The sequence below is a fragment of the Sphingobium sp. TomMM35A genome (assembly GCF_054771735.1).
The window spans coordinates 268,058-284,562 of the sequence record NZ_BSRC01000001.1; the positions used below are offsets into that span (position 1 = coordinate 268,058).

The window sequence follows — 16,505 nt, forward strand, 5'->3', positions numbered from 1 at the left end:
ATCGGGCGGCCGGGCGCGCTTTTTACTTCGATAAATTTCCCATTCACCCATCGATCCGGTAAAGGGCTAGTGTGAAACGCTCAGCTTTATGGATCCTTGGCGGCCTGCTTGTTGCGGGAACCGCGCAGGCACAGCCCGCTCAAATCCAACCGCTCCGCCCCTCGGGCGCTGAAAATCTCAGCCGCAACCTGTCCCGTCTGGCATCCAATCCGCGCGATGTTGATGCGCTGATCGGGGCAGGTGAGGCGGCGATCGACATGGATGACACCCGGGCCGCCGCAGGCTTCTTCGCGCGCGCCGATGCGATCCAGCCCAATAATGGACGAGTGAAGGCGGGGCTTGGACGAGTAGCGCTCAAGGCGCAGAACCCTGCCGAAGCGCTTCGCCTGTTCGATCAGGCAACCCGCCTTGGCTTTGGCGAGGCCACGCTACTCGGAGATCGAGGGCTTGCGCGCGACATGACCGGTGATCAGGCCGGAGCGCAGCAGGATTATCAGGCGGCGCTCAAGCGTGCTCCGGCAGATCCGGATCTTATCTACCGCTATGCCGCGTCGCTCGGTATTTCGGGCCAGGTTGATGCGGCCGAGAAGGTGCTTCAGCCGCTGCTTTACAAGAGTGACCGCGCTGCATGGCGTTATCGCGCTTTCATCCTGGCCATGAACAACAAGCAGGCCGATGCGCGAAAGATCGCCAGCCAGACTTTGCCAGCGCAGCTCGCATCTGCGCTCACGCCTTACATGGAGAAGATGCCTTATCTGACTCCCGCGCAAAAGGCTGCGGCGGTGCATTTCGGTCATTTCCCGACCAGCGTCGGCACATCCTTGGCAGCTGCAACTCCCAGGGCGGGCCCCGCGCCTGCGCCGACGGCTGCACCGGCGCCAAGGCCAATTCCGGCTCCAGCCCAGACGGCGCCGTCCACTGCCGTCCGGCCAGCGATGCCCGTACCAAGCGCGCAAACGCAACAGCCGAGCAGGCCTTCCTTCACGGCAACGCCCTCATCGCCTCAACCCTCCGCAACAGTTGCCCGTCCCGTTCCACCCAATCCTGCGCCATCCACCTTCGCGCAGACATCGACGGAAACGCGCCCGGCACAGGTGCAGGGGCCGCCTGCGCCATTTTCCGCTCCTCTCGCTCGCCCGGCTGCTTCGCTGCCTGCACAGCCAAATCGGCCCAGTGCGGCGACGCCAGCGCCAACATCCGCGCCAACGCCACAGCCGCTCGCTGTTGCGCCAGCGCCGCGTCCGCAACCCAATCCGGAAGCGACACGGACCTTGGCCGACATCATCCACGCCATCGATGTTCCTGCGTCGGAACGCCAGGTGAGCGTGGCAGCGGTCGATCTTTCCGAAATCGAAGCGCTTCAGGCTGCGCGCCGTGCGGAGCGGCAGGCGGCAGCGGAGAAGGCGAAGAAGGCGGCCGCGGCAGCCAAGGAAAAGGCTGATGCAGCGGCAAAGGCCAAGGCGAAAGCGGAAGCGGATCTCAAGGCGAAGAAAGCGGCCGAGGAAAAAGCCCGGCTTGCCGCCAATCCGGCACGCAGCTGGGTGCAGATCGGCACGGGTGCGGATCGCAGCGCCCTTGGCTTCACGCTCAAGAGCCTTCGCCGCAAATATGATGATGTGAAGCCGCAGGATGGCTGGGTGGCCAGCTGGGGCCGCACCAACCGCCTGTTGATCGGCCCATTTGCCAGCTTCACCCGCGCCAAGGCGGTAGAGGCCAAGCTGAAATCCGCCGGTGCTGACGCCTTCGCGTGGCAAAGCGACGCGGGCGAGGTGGTCGAACGGCTAGGAGGGAAGTAAGGGCGTCCCCATGACGACCCTTGCCCCTTATGCTTCGCACCCCAGCCGCAGCCGCGGCCGCCTGCATCCTGAACCCGGCGGCGAATTGCGTGGCCCGCGTGACATCTTTCAGCGGGATCGTGATCGCATCATTCACTCGATCGCCTTTCGCCGGTTGCGGCACAAGACGCAGGTGTTCGTTTCCCCGGATGGCGACCATTTCCGCGTCCGCCTGACCCACAGTCTGGAAGTCGCGCAAATCGGCCGGACAACGGCGCGCACCCTCGGCCTCAATGAGGATCTGACCGAAGCACTGTGCCTCGCCCATGACATAGGCCATCCCCCCTTTGGTCATGCGGGTGAGGAGGCGCTGGAAGCGGCCCTGGAGGATCATGGCGGTTTCGACCACAATGCGCACACCCTCCGCACGCTCATGCTGCTGGAGTCGCCCTATCCCTGTTTCGCCGGGCTCAACCTCAGCTGGGAAATGCTGGAAGGGCTCGCCAAGCATAATGGCCCGGTCGATTATCCCGGTTGGGCAATGCGGGAAGTGGATGGGCTATTTCCGTTGGAACTGTCCTCCCACGCCTCGCTGGAGGCGCAGTTGGCCGCGATTGCCGACGATATCGCCTATGACAATCACGACATCGACGATGGCCTGCGCGCTGGCTTGCTGACGCTCGAGCAACTGATGGAGGTCGCGGTCGTCAGGCATTGCTGGGAGCGGGTGCGTGCGCGCTATCCTGATATTCCGCAGGAACGCCTGCTGCGCGAGTTGGTGCGTGAACAGATTGGCCTCATGGCGAATGACCTCATCGCGTCCACCCGCCGGAACATCGCGGACGAACGCATCGAAGCGGTCGAGGATGTGCGCAACGCCGGACGCGCGCTCGTCTGCTTCTCCCCCGAACTGGCGGCGCAGGAACGTGAACTGAAGCGCTTCATGTACGCTTCGCTCTATCATCATCCATCCCAACTGGCCGCCGCCGACCGCGCCCGCATCATCGTGCGGGATCTGTTCCGCGCCTATCAACAGGAGCCGCAGCTGATGCCAGCCGAGTGGCAGGATGATCGCCTGCTCGATGAGCCGCGCCGGAGCAGGCACATCGGCGATTTCATCGCTGGCATGACTGATCGCTACGCGGAAAAGCGGCATGCGGAGATTTTCGGAGAAGTGGCGCTCGCCTGAAGAGCCGGTTGCGCTGGCCCTGAACGCGCCCTAGCCTTTGCCATATGGCCCTTCATCCGCAGATAGCCGCCCTTGCGGCACAACTCGAAGATCTCGCCGCATTTCTGCGCAGCCGGGGTGATCGCAAATGGTCGGGCAGGGTGGAGCTATGCGCCCATCTGGTGGCGGACTCCAATTTCACCGGCGTCGACCATTTCCTGCGCCTGTTCGAAGGCGATGACAGCCTGGCGCATCTCGTCCTGGGCGACCCGGTAAGTGACAATCGTCTCGACGAGCTGCGCAAGGTGACCCGTGCATTGGCGCAACGGTTGGCGCGCGAAGAAGGTGCAGCCGATTGAGCAATTGACGGCGCACGTCATTTCCCGCAATGCAACGGGGTCACCGGCGCCCGACAGATTCGGGTCCGGACATGATGCGGGAGAGCATGGGAAGCCTTTCAGGCCACCCCGTCGCCGAAGGAGCAACCGCCCCGGAATCTCTCAGGCCAAAGGACCGCATCATGGGCAGGCACTCTGGAAAGCGGACGGTTCGCGCCGTCCCACCGAAGGGGTAAGCCATCCGGCCGCGCGGCTGGTGGTCAAAGCTCTCAGGTTCCGTGACAGAGGGGGTGGCAGACGTCACGAGTCCGTTTCCGGACCCACGCGTTTGTCGCCATATCCTTGCCACGAAAGGCCGCTCTCATGTCCGGCAATGACGACATCGCACATATCGAAGAAGAATTGCCGCTGCAGGACCTGCCGCTCGATACCTGGCATCGTGCGCGAGGCGCGCGGATGGTCGGCTTTGCGGGCTATCACATGCCGATCCAATATGAAGGCATCATGGCCGAACATGGCTGGGTCCGCGAGCATGCCGGGCTGTTCGATGTCAGCCATATGGGCCAGCTCACCTTCTCCGGTGACGGCGTGGACGAAGCGCTGGAATATCTGCTGCCGAGCGATGTCAAGGGGCTGAAGCCTTTCCGCCAGCGTTATTCGATGCTGCTTGATGAAGAAGGCGGTATTCTCGACGACCTCATGGTCTCTCGCCTGGGCGCGGGCGCGTTCGACGGTGCGGACATCTACATGGTCGTCAACGGCGCGACCAAATATGACGACATTGGCTGGATGATCGAGCATCTGCCGGACGAGGTCGTCATGAACCATATGGACGAGCAGGCGCTGCTCGCCCTTCAGGGTCCTGAGGCAGGCGAGGCGCTGGCCAGCCTGATCCCCGAAACAGGCGATCTTGTTTTCATGCAGTCGGGTCTTTTCACCTGGCGCGGCGTCCCACTGTGGATCAGCCGGTCGGGCTACACGGGGGAGGACGGCTTTGAGATCAGCGTTCCCGCAGACAGCGCTGTGCTGCTGGCGGACGCTCTGTGCGCTTTGCCGCAAGTGAAGCCGATCGGCCTTGGCGCGCGGGATTCCTTGCGGCTTGAGGCCGGGCTTCCGCTCTACGGCCACGACCTGACACCCGCCGTCAGCACGATCGGCGCGGATCTTGGCTTCGCCATCCAGAAGCGCCGCCGCGAGGAGGGCGGTTTCATCGGCCATGCGCGTGTGATGAAGGAACTGGCCGATGGCCCAGGTTCGAAGCGCGTGGGATTGAAGATTGAAGGTCGCCTGCCGGTTCGCGATGGCGCGCCGATCTTTGCCGACGGGATCAGGGTGGGAGAGGTGACCTCCGGTGGTTTTGCGCCGACCGTTGGCGCGCCTATCGCCATGGGCTGGGTCAGCTTGCCCCACAGCGCGATCGACACCGCATTGGAGATCGAAGTGCGTGGCAAGCGCGTGGCGGCGACCGTAGCGCCCATGCCGTTCGTGCCACACCGCTACCGCCGCAAGGCCTGATTTCCTGATTTTATGGTCAAGCAAGCACTCCGAGGAGAGCAGTAAGATGAGCCGTTACTTCACCGACGAACATGAATGGATCGACGTAGAGGGCGAAATCGCCACGGTCGGCATCACGGACTATGCGCAGGAACAGCTGGGCGACATCGTATTCGTGGAGTTGCCTGCCGAAGGCACGACCTTCGAAAAGGGCGATGATGCGGCCGTCGTGGAATCGGTCAAAGCTGCGTCTGACGTCTATGCGCCGATTTCGGGCGAGGTCGTGGAAACCAACGGCGCGCTGGAAGACGAGCCCGCCCTGGTCAACAGCGATGCGGAAGAAGATGGCTGGTTCTTCAAGCTGCGCGTGACGGATGCGAGCGAGCTCGAAGGCCTGATGAACGAAGCAGCCTACAAGAAGCTCGTGGCTTCCCTTTGAGCAATATTCCCCTCCCGCTTGGGGGAGGGGTTTGGGGGAGGGCGAGTGTTGCCGTCTCCTCAACAAACCGTCCCCCCGGCCCCTCCCGCACGCGGATGGGGAGATCAAAAGGGGGGAGGGCGGAGTTTACGGAATATGCGCTACCTACCCCTTACCGACTCAGACCGGCAGGACATGCTGTCCGTCATCGGCGCGTCTTCGATCGATGACCTGTTCATCGACGTCCCCGCAGAAGCCCGTCTTTCCGGCAAGATCCCCGGCTTGCCGGATCATGCCAGCGAACTGTCCGTCGAACGGCATATGGCGGCGTTGGCTCGGAAGAATTTGTCGGCAGGGGAAGCGCCCTTCTTTCTCGGCGCCGGGGCCTATCGTCACCATGTTCCCGCCAGCGTGGATCATCTGATCCAGCGCGGCGAGTTCCTGACGGCCTATACCCCCTATCAGCCGGAAATCGCGCAAGGCACGTTGCAGGTGCTTTTCGAATTTCAGACGCAGGTCGCGCGCCTGCTCGGCTGCGATGTGGCCAATGCGTCCATGTATGATGGCTCCACCGCCTGCTGGGAAGCGATCGGCATGGCTCGCCGCATCACCAAGCGTGGCAAGGCGATCCTGTCATCGGGCCTACACCCCCATTATGTCTCGGTCGCAAAGACCATGGCGAAGTTCACCGGTGATGCGCTCGTGCATGAGGCACCGACATTGGATGCCGAAACCGACATCGACGCGCTGATTGCCGGGATTGACAAGGATACGAGCTGCGTCGTCGTCCAATATCCAGACATTCTGGGCCGCATAGCCGATCTCACCCCACTTGCCGATGCCGCGCATGAAGCGGGCGCGTTGCTGGTTGCCGTCGTGACCGAGCCTGTGGCTTTGGGCGCGATCAAGGCGCCGGGTCACATGGGCGCCGACATCGTCGTAGGCGAGGGTCAGTCGATCGGGGTCGGCCTGCAATTTGGCGGCCCTTATCTCGGCCTCTTCGCGTGCAAGCAGAAATATGTCCGCCAGATGCCCGGCCGCCTGTGTGGCGAAACGGTGGATGCCGCGGGCAAGCGTGGCTTCGTGTTGACCCTCTCCACCCGTGAACAGCATATCCGGCGTGAGAAGGCGACGTCCAACATCTGCACCAATTCAGGCCTCTGCGCCCTGGCGTTCAGCATCCACATGACGCTGCTGGGTGAGAAGGGACTGCGCGAATTGGCGATGTTGAACCATGGCCTTGCCGTTCAGGCCGCCGAACGGTTGGCGCAGGTGCCCGGTGTCAAGCTGCTCAACGGCAGCTTCTTCAACGAATTCACGCTGGTGCTTTCCAAGGATGCCCGCGAAACCGTGCGCAATCTCGCCGACAAGGGGGTGCTTGGGGGCGTGTCTTTGGGACGCCTGTTCCCGGATGCTCCGGAGATCGGAAACGGCCTTGTCGTCGCCGTCACCGAAACCGTGACCGCCGAAGATATCGAAGCCCTGGCCAGGGCGCTTGAGGAGGAACTGGCATGACCATGCTCAAGGAAGGCCGCCCCACCGCGCCGCAAGCCGTGACCCAAGAAGCTGGGATTGCTGCAACCGCCACCGGCAACCGCGCGTTGATGCTGGAGGAGGCGCTGATCTTCGAGATTGGCTCGACCGACACCACCGGCGTCGATTTCGCAGAAGCGCCCAAGGTGGAAAGCCGCCTCGGCACCCTTGCTCGCACTGACGGGATCGGCTTGCCCGGCTTGTCCGAGCAGGAGACGGTGCGCCATTACACCCGCCTCAGTCGCCAGAATTACGCCATCGACCTTGGCCTGTTCCCGCTTGGCAGCTGCACGATGAAGCATAACCCGCGCCTCAACGAGAAGGTCGCGCGGATGCCCGGCTTCGCTGACCTTCACCCGCTTGCGCCGCAATCGACGGTGCAGGGTGCGCTCGCGGTGATCCATGAGCTTGCCGAATGGCTGGTCAAGCTGACCGGCATGCACTCGGTCGCGATGAGCCCCAAGGCGGGCGCGCATGGCGAGCTGTGCGGCTTGCTCGCGATCCGCGCCGCACTGGAAGCCCGGGGCGACGCGCGGAGCGTCATTCTCGTGCCCGAAAGCGCGCACGGCACCAACCCCGCCACGGCGGCCTTCTGCGGCTATAAGGTCGAGGATATTCCGGCGACCCCGGACGGCCGCGTCGATCTGCAAGCCTTGAAGGCCCGGCTCGGCCCGGACGTCGCGGCGGTGATGATCACCAACCCCAACACCTGCGGCCTGTTTGAGCGTGACATGAAGACGATTTCCGACGCGGTGCATGCCGCCGGAGCCTTCGTCTATTGCGACGGCGCGAACTTCAACGCCATCGTAGGCCGAGTCCGCCCCGGCGACCTCGGCGTCGACGCGATGCACATCAACTTGCACAAGACCTTCTCGACGCCCCATGGCGGCGGTGGTCCCGGCTCCGGGCCGGTGGTGCTCAGCCAAGCGCTCACTCCTTTCGCGCCGCTGCCCTTCGTGGAGCGTCAAGGCGACAGCTTCGTGCTGGTCGAGGAAGAAACGGCGGACGAACATCATGCCAGCAGCTTCGGCCGCATGGTCGCCTTCCATGGCCAGATGGGCATGTTCACGCGCGCGCTGACCTACATCCTCAGCCATGGCGCGGACGGTCTGCGCCAAGTCGCAAGCGACGCGGTGCTGAACGCCAATTATATCCTTCGCAGCCTGGACGATGTGCTGGATGCCCCGTTCGGCCAAAGCGGCCCGTGCATGCATGAGGCGCTGTTCAGCGACAAGGGCCTGGCCGAAGGCTTCACCACGCTCGACATCGCCAAGGGGCTGATCGACGAGGGCTTCCATCCGATGACCATGTATTTCCCGCTGGTCGTCCACGGCGCGATGTTGGTCGAGCCCACCGAAACGGAAAGCAAGGCAGCGCTCGACCAGTTCATCATGGCGCTCCGCAGCCTCGCGGAACGCGCCAAGGCCGGGGACGAGGCGTTGAAGGGCGCGCCCTATTTCGCCCCTCGCCGCCGTCTCGATGAAACGCTGGCCGCCCGCAAGCCGGTCCTCAGCTGGACAGACCCGGCGCTGGCGCAGGCGGCGGAGTGAGCGTCTGGGTTTCGGGCGACGCGGGGGCGGCGAGCAACAAGCTTCACGCCCCCGCAACGCTGCGGAACCGCGACGCCATCCTCGAGGTACTCCGTGACGCGCTGCCATCTTCCGGACTTGTGCTGGAGGTGGCGAGCGGCAGCGGTGAGCATGCCGCTTACTTCGCCGCCGCTTTGTCTTACCTCAATTGGCAGCCCAGCGACCCTGACCCTTCGGCGCTGGCATCGATCGGCGCATGGCGGGCGGAGGCCAAACTTCCCAATCTCCTCCCGCCGGTCATGCTCGATGCGGCTGCTCCCTGGCCGGTCAACAGGGCCGACGCGATCATATGCATCAACATGGCGCACATCAGCCCTTGGTCCGCGACGCTCGGCCTGATGGAAGGTGCCGGGAAAACGCTTCCTGCAGGCGGTCTCCTCTACCTTTACGGCCCCTTCATCCGGGACGAGGTGGAAACCGCCCCTAGCAATCTCGCCTTCGATGCTTCGCTCAAGGCGCGCGACCCACAATGGGGCTTGCGTCGCATCGATGAGGTTTCGGCTGCCGCCGAGGCGCGAGGCTTCTCGCTGGACAAGCTGATCGAAATGCCCGCCAATAATCTGTCGCTGCTGTTCCGAAAGGTGGCGCCTGACGGCCTTTGATGGCTGACCCTTCGACAAGTTCTGCCGGACCGGATATGGCGAACGCGATGCCCAACCCGCTCCTCCGCCTTGTCACAGCCGAACTCACAGCATCCGCCGACCCGCGCGCTGCGGCGATGGCCGGGGCGCTGGCGGCGCAATATCCAGAAGCGGCGCGGGCGGTGCTGTTCTACGGCTCCTGTCTGCGGGAGCGCAATCTCGACGGGTTGATGCTCGACTTCTACCTCATCGTGTCCAGCTATCGCGCCGCTTACGGAAGAAGCTGGCTTGCCACCGCCAACCGGCTGATCCCGCCCAATGTCTTTCCGTTCGAACATAATGGCCTGATCGCCAAATATGCCATACTCTCGGAGGCTGACTTCGCGCGCCTGAACAGCCCCGCCGCCGACAATGTCTCGGTCTGGGCCCGCTTCGCGCAGCCTGCGCGGTTGCTCTGGGCCGCAGACGATCTCGCCCGCCAGCGCGCGATCAGCGCGGTCGCGGGCGCCGCCCCTACGCTCCTGTCGCTTGCTCGTCCGATGACCCAGGCGCAGGACGCGCTGTCGCTTTGGAAGGCGGGTTTCACCCTCACCTATAATGCCGAACTGCGGGCGGAGAAGAAGGGGCGTTCGGTTTCGATCGTCGATGCCGATCCCGATCGCTATCGCCGCTTCGGAGAGGCCGCCCTGGCTCAAGGCTTGCCGCCTTCACCGCCAGATCCGGCCAAGCGTTGGCGCGCTCTGCAAAGGCGCGGCAAATATCTCTCCGTCATCCGCCTCGCCAAGGCCAGCTTCACCTATGCGGGCGGAATCGATTATCTGGCGTGGAAGATCAACCGTCACGCAGGCACAAGCATCCAGATCAAGCCCTGGCAGCGGCGCTGGCCGCTTGTCGGCGCGCTTACTCTGCTGCCGCGGCTGTTCCGGGGTGGTGCGATCCGCTGAGCGCATTGGAAAGCGCCTGGGACAGGCCCATCAACGTGTAGGGCTTGCGCAGCACCTCATGCCCGCCAAAGTCCGTACCTTCGGCGATGTCACCCGCATAGCCGGTGACGAACAGCACAGGCAGGCTGGCAAATGCCGGGGGCAGGGTGCGGATCATTTCAGGACCCGTCATGTCGGGCATCAACACGTCGCTCATGATCAGGCCGATGTCACCATGGCTGGTCAACAGCTTCGCTGCCTTTGACGGGTGGTCGCAGGCAACGGGCAAATGGCCCAGTTCCGCAAGTGCGGACATGGTCTGGTTCAGGACCCGCGGATCATCTTCCACGACCAGGATGCGGGTGGGCGGATGCAATACCGGCTCACCCTCTGGCAAAGACTGTTCAGCGTCGGCGGCTTTCTCCATGCCAATCTTCCGTGGCAGGTAGATGTGAACGCTGGTCCCTTCACCTGGCTCGGATTCAATACGGATTTCGCCTTGGCTCTGCCGGACGAAGCCGAAAATCTGGCTCAGCCCCAGGCCCGTTCCCTTGCCAACCGGCTTGGTGGTGAAGAAGGGTTCGAACACACGTGCCAACACATCCGGGCTCATGCCGCAGCCATCGTCCTTGACGCTCAGCGTGACATAATCGCCCTCGGCACATTCGCCGATTTCATGGCTCGCCAGATGCGCTTGCCCGGTTCGGATCAGCAGCCGCCCGCGACCCTCCATGGCGTCACGCGCGTTGACGCACAGATTGAGCACGGCATTTTCCATCTGATGCTGATCGACGAAAATGCGCCAGCCCTTCGCCTGCCTGTCGATCGACACGATGATCTGATCGCCGATCGACCGGTCAATCAGTTCACCCATACCGCCGACCAGCATGTCGAGATCGACCGCGCTCGGCAACAACGGCTCTGATCGGGCAAAGGCGAGCAGGCGGCGGGTGAGGGCGGCGGCACGGTTCGCCCCTTCCATCGCATTGTCCAGATGGCGCGCCGCCTCCTGCGGCTTGAGGCGCAGCCTGCGCTTGGCCAGTTCCAATCCGCCGACCACCACCGCCAGCATATTGTTGAAGTCATGGGCAATGCCGCCGGTCAACTGTCCGACGGCGTCCATCTTCTGCATCTGGCGGAGATTTTCCTCTGCGGCAGCGCGCTCCGACGTTTCCTTCTTCAACTGCTCGTAAGCATCCGACAGTTCGGCCGTTCGCGCCGCCACGGCTTCTTCCAACCGGTCGGCGCGCTCCGCCTCCGATTCGGCCATGCGCCGCGCCATGCGCCGCTCGCTATAGGCAGCATTCGCGACCCACAGCGCGAAGAGCACGCAGACCAGCAGCACCAGCCCGAACAGCCGGGACGTACGATCGACAAATTGCGTCCGGTTGCCCGCCAGCTTAACGGCCAGGCTCCGCTCCTGCAGCCGGGCATTTTCCGCCTGGATCACCCGGTCAAGCAAGGCCGTGATATGCTTCAAATCTTCCGACCGGCCCGCACGGTGAAACTGCGCCAATGCCGCCATCTTCTGGTCATAAGTGGTGCGCAGCCCGATTTCGCTTAGCGTCTTGCCCCGCTGCTGAAAGGCGTCCTGCAATTCCCGCACATTGGCGCGTTGCCAACCGGATCGGCGCGTGGCGTAGTTCAGCAGCTTGAGCTGACTGGATGCGGTGCGCCACTGATCCTGGAAAAGGCGGCCCACGTCTGGGTCCAGGCTGATGACATAGCGCGCCAAGGTCACCTCTGCGCGTGCCGTCTTGGCCTCGAATGCACGAGCGAGCGCGATGATCTCGAAGCTGCGGCGTTGTTCTTGCAGCGCCCGCTCATGATCGCGCGACGCGCTGCTGGCGCTGTAGAGCAGGGTTCCCAAGGACCCTATCAGCAATATCACGAGGACCAGCGGAAGGGAGCGTCGCACCGCAGCCCGCCAGCCAGACTCCTGGTCGTCCATGTAATAGCTGTCTGCCATCAACCCCTGATCTTAGACGAACAGCATTACAGCGAAAATATCAAGGCACAAAAGGTTCCAGGCGATGACCCATGTTGCCGCTCGCTCGCCTCTTTTCGCCGACGCAACGGCGTTGCGCGATCAGGCGATCGCGCCTGTGGCTTTGCCCGCTGCCTCGAACATGCCGATGATCTGGCCAACCTGTTCGTCGCTATGCTCCGCGCAAAGCGAACAACGCAGCAGGAAGGTTCCTGCCGGAGTGGCCGGAGGACGCGCCATGTTAACGTAAAGTCCGAGCTCTAGGAGAGCCTGCCACATTGCCACGGCCTGCGTCTGGTCGGTCAGGATGACGGCGATGATCGCGGACTGCGGCGTTTCGGTGCCCAGCTTGAAGCCAAGATCGGTAAGGCCCTTGTGCAGCCGCTGGCTGTTCTTCCACAGATGCGCGCGCTTTTCGCCAGCATGCATCAGCTTGCGGATCGATGTCGCCGCGGTTGCAACGACGCTCGGCGGCAGCGAGGCGGTAAAGACATAAGGACGGCAGACGAGGCGCAGAACCTCGAACTTGGGATGGTTCGATACGCAGAAGCCGCCCACGGTGCCGACCGACTTGGAGAAGGTGCCCACGACGAAATCGACATCCTTTTCTACGCCCTGCTCCTCGTACACGCCGCGGCCGTTTGCGCCGAAAAAGCCCATGCCATGGGCTTCGTCCACCAGGATCATGCAATTGGCGTGCTTGCGTACCGCAGCCACCATCTCGGGCAGGGGGGCGACGTCGCCCAGCATTGAATAGACGCCTTCCAGCACCACCAGCTTCTGCGCATCCGCAGGCAGGCGGCCGAGACGCTTGTCCAGATCCTCGACGCTGTTGTGGCGGAAGCGGACGATTTCTGCGTCCCCCAGGAAGCAGCCGTCATAGATGGACGCGTGGCTGTCTGCGTCCAGCACGACATAGTCGCCCTTCCCAGCCAGCGTGGAAATCATCCCAAGGTTCGCCTGATAGCCGGTCGAAAAGACCATGGCGCCCGACGTGCCGTAAAATTCCTTCAGCGCGTCTTCGACTTCCTTGTGGCCCTGGTAGGTGCCGTTCAATACGCGGCTGCCGGTGGTTCCGGCTCCGAATTCGTCAAGCGCCTTCTTGCCCGCCGCGACGACGTCCGGGTCGAAAGTCATGCCCATATAGTTATATGTGCCGAGCAGGATCGTGTCCTTGCCCTTGATCACAGCCTGGGTAGGGGACTTCACCTCATCCATGACGATCGCGAAGGGATCACGCACCCCGGTCGCGAGCAGCGCTTCGCGCTCGGCGATCAAGGGATCGAATTTGGAAAAGAGGTCGCGCGCGCCCGGGACTTCAGCAGGCGTATGGGCGTCGGTGGCGGTCTCTACAGCGTCGGTCATCGCATATTTCCGTTAGGGTTCGAGCAGCGTCGAGCAAGTCGAGATGCGTCAGTCGAAAATTCTTGCCCGTCCTCTTCATCATCCGCCCTGCGCGAGGCGCAAGAGGGGCGAAGTGAACGGAGGGGACTGGATCAGCCCTTCAACTTCGCCACAGCGTCCACAAGCTGACCGATATTTTCGATCTCAGCCTGCATGTTCATGGTGATGATGATGTCGAACTCATCCTCGATCGCCGCAACGAAATCCATGACGGTCAGGCTGTCCCATTCCAGGTCGCCTGCGAAGGTCGTCGCTTCGCTGAGGTCGACGCCCTTCTTGTTGAAAGGAGCGATTTGCGCGGCGATGCTGTCGAAAATCTGCTGGCGATCCGTCATGATCTGTTCAAAGCTTTCCCATGAAAGGGCGGTTTTTGCCCCCAAGTCCCGCCTCTTGGCAAGGGAATAAGGCGTCAATCAGGCAGCATCGCGCCCGATTATGAGCGGCTTCGCGCGCTCTTACCGGAAATTGTCGGCGTAAGCCTGAATCTTCAGCGTCTTGGGCGGCGTCGGAATGAAGGTGTAGCCGATTTCATATTTGTCGGCATAGGCACGCGCCGCGTCCAGCGACGGAAAGGTCAGCTTCACCTGGCTCTGCGTATCACCCGATCCGGCCCAGCCCGTCAGCGGGTCTGGCTTCTTCGCCTCGCTCGGCGCAAATTCCAATACCCATTTGTCGGTCCGCGCCTTGCCGGACTGGAGGGCATTTTTCTGAATCTGGTAGATGCGCGCAGCCATTATCGCGTCAAACTCCTGGGAAGGGCGATGGGTCCGTTGCACCAGCGTGCGCCCGGAAGTCAAGACTTGGAGCGGGCATCGGCGTGTTTCGTGCGGAGCGTGGCGGCGGCGCCTGCCGGATCGTCGGGCCATGGATGCCGGGGATAGCGCCCGCGCATCTCTTTTGCGACCGCACTCCAGCTTCCCGCCCAGAAGCCCGGCAGGTCTCGCGTCGTCTGTATCGGTCGCCCGGCGGGAGAGGTGAGGGAGAGGACCAGCGGGATGCGCTCGCTGCCGACGACCGGATGCTCGGCAAGGCCGAACAGCGCCTGCACCCGAAGCTCCACGCGTGGCCCGCCTTCTGCTGCATAGTCGATCTCATGGCTGCTCCCCGCTGGTGACTGAAACGCCGGGGGAGCCAGGCGGTCGAGTTGTTGCTTGCCGTCCCAGCCGATGATGCCCTCAAGAACGCCGGATAATTGCGACCGGTCGATGTCCGACAGGCGCCTCTTGCCCGCGAGCAGGGGCGAAAGCCACTCGTCGAGCGTCGCCAGCAACGCGGCATCCGCCAACGCCTCCACCCCCGCAAAGCCAGCCCGCATCCGCAATGATCGCGCCGCGTCCGACCAAGGCAGCAGATCAAGCCCACCCTGCCTGACCCCATCCAGCAAAGCTGCTACGACAGCATCAGGGTCCGGCCGGTCATCCGATCCGGACGTCAGCCGCACCGCGCCCAGACGTCTCTCGCGCAGAGCCTCGATGCCGCCCGTCCCGGCCCGGAACCGCACCGTCCGATGCTCCTTCACACGCTTGCTGAACAGCCGCAACACTTCAGTTTCGCTGATCGGCGCGGCTGAAAGGATACGCGCTCCCGCCGCGCTGCCCTGTACTTCCCCGACTGCGAGCCATTCCTCACGCGCGAGCGGGCTTAGCGGATCAAGCCGGAATCCGCGCCCGCCGACGCTGGCCCATTCCGCGCCGTCGGCAGAGCGGCGCTTGGCCACGCGGTCAGGGAAGGCCAGCGCAAGACATAGCCCCGCATCATGCTCGCCCGCCGCCATTGTTTGTCCGGAAGCCACCAGCTTCGCCCAGCGCCTGGCCATTGCCTTGGCCGCATCGGCCCGCTTTCCGCTTTCCCGCCGCCAGCGTAGCCGCCGTTGCGACAGGTCCACATCCTGCCCGCCAATGCCCCGCTCGCCCAGCAGCACCGCGATCTCCGCCGCCACGTCAGCGAGCCCCAATTCGCCCGCGCGCACCAGCATATGCCCGATCCGCGGCTCCACCGGCAGCCGCGCCAGCGCCTTGCCATGCGGCGTTATGCGCCCATCCTCGTCCAGCGCCTCCAGCACCGTCAGCCGCTTGCGCGCCTCATCCAGCGCGGGGCGGGGCGGCGGGTCGAGCCAGCGTAAGCTGGCCGGGTCGCTCACCCCCCACAACGCGCAATCAAGCAGCAGGCTCGATAGATCGCTTTCCAATATCTCGGGCGGATCGAAAGGCGGCATGCCCGCCGTGGCGGCCGCTTCCCACAGCCGATAGGCCACGCCCGGCCTCTGCCTTGCAGCACGCCCCGCACGTTGGGTCGCGGCTGCCTGGCTCGCCCGTTCCGTGACCAGCCGCGTCACCCCCGCCGCCCGGTCATAACGCGGCCTTCGAGCCAGGCCAGAGTCGATCACGATCCGCACTCCATCGATGGTCAGGCTGGTTTCAGCGATCGAGGTCGCAAGGATCACCTTGCGCTTTCCCTCCCGTGAAGGACGGATGGCGGCACGCTGCGCTGCCGGGTCCAGGCTGCCGTGCAGCCGATGCAGCTCGACGCCGATCCCGTCCAGCCGCTCCGCCGTCCGCTCGATCTCCGCCACGCCGGGCAGGAACGCAAGCAGGTCGCCGTCGGCCTCCTCCGCCAGCGCCCGCCGCACGGCCCCGGCCATCTCATCCTCGATCCGCTTTTCCGCCGCCCGGCCGATGTGCCGCAACTCCAGCGGCTGAATGCGGCCTTCGCTCTCCAGCACCGGCGCATCGTCCAGCAACGCGGCAAAGCGGGCGCCATCCAGCGTCGCCGACATCGGCACGATGCGCAGATCAGGACGCAGCGCCGCTTGCGCATCCAGCGCCAGTGCCAGCCCGAAGTCGCTGTCCAAACTCCTCTCATGAACTTCGTCGAACAGGATCGCCGATACTCCGGCAAGCTCCGGATCATCCTGAATCCGGCGGACGAAAATCCCCTCCGTCAGGACGAGCAGGCGCGTTGCGGCCGACTGCCTGCTGTCCATCCGCGTCGCATAGCCAACGACCCCGCCCGGCACGCCGCCCATCAGCTCCGCAATCCGCTCGGCCGCCGCGCGCGCTGCCAGCCTGCGGGGGGACAGCAGCAGCACCTGCCCCGTACACCACGGCTCATTCAGCAAGGCAGGTGCGACAGCCGTCGTCTTGCCAGCGCCCGGCGGTGCCACCAGCACCGCGCTGTTCCTGTCACGCAGGCTGCTCAGCAAATGAGGGAGAATATCGTGGATGGGCAGGGTGGCGCTCATGATCTGCTCCTCTCGCCCCAATCGTCATCCGGTGCAATGCCGCTGCAACGCCAG

At 64.0% G+C, this 16,505-nt stretch carries 14 protein-coding genes and 1 riboswitch; of the genes, 9 read left to right on the plus strand and 5 right to left on the minus strand.

Annotated elements, in window-relative coordinates; all coding sequences use genetic code 11:
- Positions 1 to 71 precede the first annotated feature (71 nt).
- From ACYU8T_RS01430 to ACYU8T_RS01470, 9 genes are all read left to right on the plus strand, one after another.
- A complete protein-coding gene (locus tag ACYU8T_RS01430; RefSeq protein ID WP_461158280.1) occupies positions 72 to 1,796 on the plus strand; it encodes an SPOR domain-containing protein in 1,725 nt (574 codons plus the stop codon).
- Positions 1,797 to 1,806: 10 nt separating this feature from the next.
- Positions 1,807 to 2,964 carry a deoxyguanosinetriphosphate triphosphohydrolase gene (locus tag ACYU8T_RS01435; RefSeq protein WP_461158281.1) on the plus strand — a complete coding sequence of 386 codons (1,158 nt, stop codon included), beginning with the start codon at positions 1,807 to 1,809 and terminating at the stop codon, positions 2,962 to 2,964.
- 44 nt (positions 2,965 to 3,008) lie between these two features.
- On the plus strand, positions 3,009 to 3,302 hold the full coding sequence (locus ACYU8T_RS01440) for a hypothetical protein (RefSeq protein ID WP_461158282.1): 294 nt from the start codon (positions 3,009 to 3,011) through the stop codon (positions 3,300 to 3,302).
- Positions 3,303 to 3,369: 67 nt separating this feature from the next.
- Positions 3,370 to 3,469: riboswitch (glycine riboswitch) on the plus strand.
- 175 nt (positions 3,470 to 3,644) lie between these two features.
- Entirely contained in the window at positions 3,645 to 4,796 is a 1,152-nt protein-coding gene (gcvT, locus tag ACYU8T_RS01445) for a glycine cleavage system aminomethyltransferase GcvT (RefSeq protein WP_461158283.1), read from the plus strand.
- Between the two features lie 46 nt (positions 4,797 to 4,842).
- Positions 4,843 to 5,214, plus strand: a complete 372-nt coding sequence (gene gcvH, locus ACYU8T_RS01450) for a glycine cleavage system protein GcvH (RefSeq protein ID WP_461158284.1) — start codon at positions 4,843 to 4,845, stop codon at positions 5,212 to 5,214.
- Positions 5,215 to 5,349: 135 nt separating this feature from the next.
- On the plus strand, positions 5,350 to 6,708 hold the full coding sequence (gene gcvPA / locus ACYU8T_RS01455) for an aminomethyl-transferring glycine dehydrogenase subunit GcvPA (protein ID WP_461158285.1): 1,359 nt from the start codon (positions 5,350 to 5,352) through the stop codon (positions 6,706 to 6,708).
- Positions 6,705 to 8,276 (plus strand): aminomethyl-transferring glycine dehydrogenase subunit GcvPB, encoded by a 1,572-nt coding sequence (gcvPB, locus tag ACYU8T_RS01460; RefSeq protein ID WP_461158286.1) that lies wholly within the window; start codon positions 6,705 to 6,707, stop codon positions 8,274 to 8,276. Before gcvPA ends, gcvPB begins: the two co-directional genes overlap by 4 nt.
- Positions 8,273 to 8,917 carry a DUF938 domain-containing protein gene (locus tag ACYU8T_RS01465; RefSeq protein ID WP_461158287.1) on the plus strand — a complete coding sequence of 215 codons (645 nt, stop codon included), beginning with the start codon at positions 8,273 to 8,275 and terminating at the stop codon, positions 8,915 to 8,917. Before gcvPB ends, ACYU8T_RS01465 begins: the two co-directional genes overlap by 4 nt.
- Positions 8,918 to 8,964: 47 nt before the next feature.
- Positions 8,965 to 9,840 carry a hypothetical protein gene (locus tag ACYU8T_RS01470; RefSeq protein ID WP_201514930.1) on the plus strand — a complete coding sequence of 292 codons (876 nt, stop codon included), beginning with the start codon at positions 8,965 to 8,967 and terminating at the stop codon, positions 9,838 to 9,840.
- On the opposite strand, the gene ACYU8T_RS01475 is transcribed toward ACYU8T_RS01470, so the two are convergent.
- The 5 genes from ACYU8T_RS01475 to hrpB all read right to left on the minus strand — a co-directional run bounded on the left by ACYU8T_RS01475 (position 9,797) and on the right by hrpB (position 16,451).
- Positions 9,797 to 11,770, minus strand: coding sequence for an ATP-binding protein (locus ACYU8T_RS01475; RefSeq protein WP_443018587.1), 1,974 nt, complete (start codon positions 11,768 to 11,770; stop codon positions 9,797 to 9,799). The genes ACYU8T_RS01470 and ACYU8T_RS01475 overlap by 44 nt on opposite strands.
- Before the next feature lie 138 nt (positions 11,771 to 11,908).
- A complete protein-coding gene (gene spt / locus ACYU8T_RS01480) occupies positions 11,909 to 13,171 on the minus strand; it encodes a serine palmitoyltransferase (RefSeq protein WP_097091063.1) in 1,263 nt (420 codons plus the stop codon).
- Between the two features lie 131 nt (positions 13,172 to 13,302).
- Entirely contained in the window at positions 13,303 to 13,545 is a 243-nt protein-coding gene (locus ACYU8T_RS01485) for an acyl carrier protein (protein ID WP_097092694.1), read from the minus strand.
- Positions 13,546 to 13,665: 120 nt separating this feature from the next.
- Complete coding sequence (locus tag ACYU8T_RS01490; RefSeq protein ID WP_201514928.1) at positions 13,666 to 13,944, minus strand: ETC complex I subunit; 279 nt, start codon at positions 13,942 to 13,944, stop codon at positions 13,666 to 13,668.
- Between the two features lie 59 nt (positions 13,945 to 14,003).
- Positions 14,004 to 16,451, minus strand: coding sequence for an ATP-dependent helicase HrpB (gene hrpB, locus ACYU8T_RS01495; RefSeq protein ID WP_461158288.1), 2,448 nt, complete (start codon positions 16,449 to 16,451; stop codon positions 14,004 to 14,006).
- Positions 16,452 to 16,505: the final 54 nt, after the last annotated feature.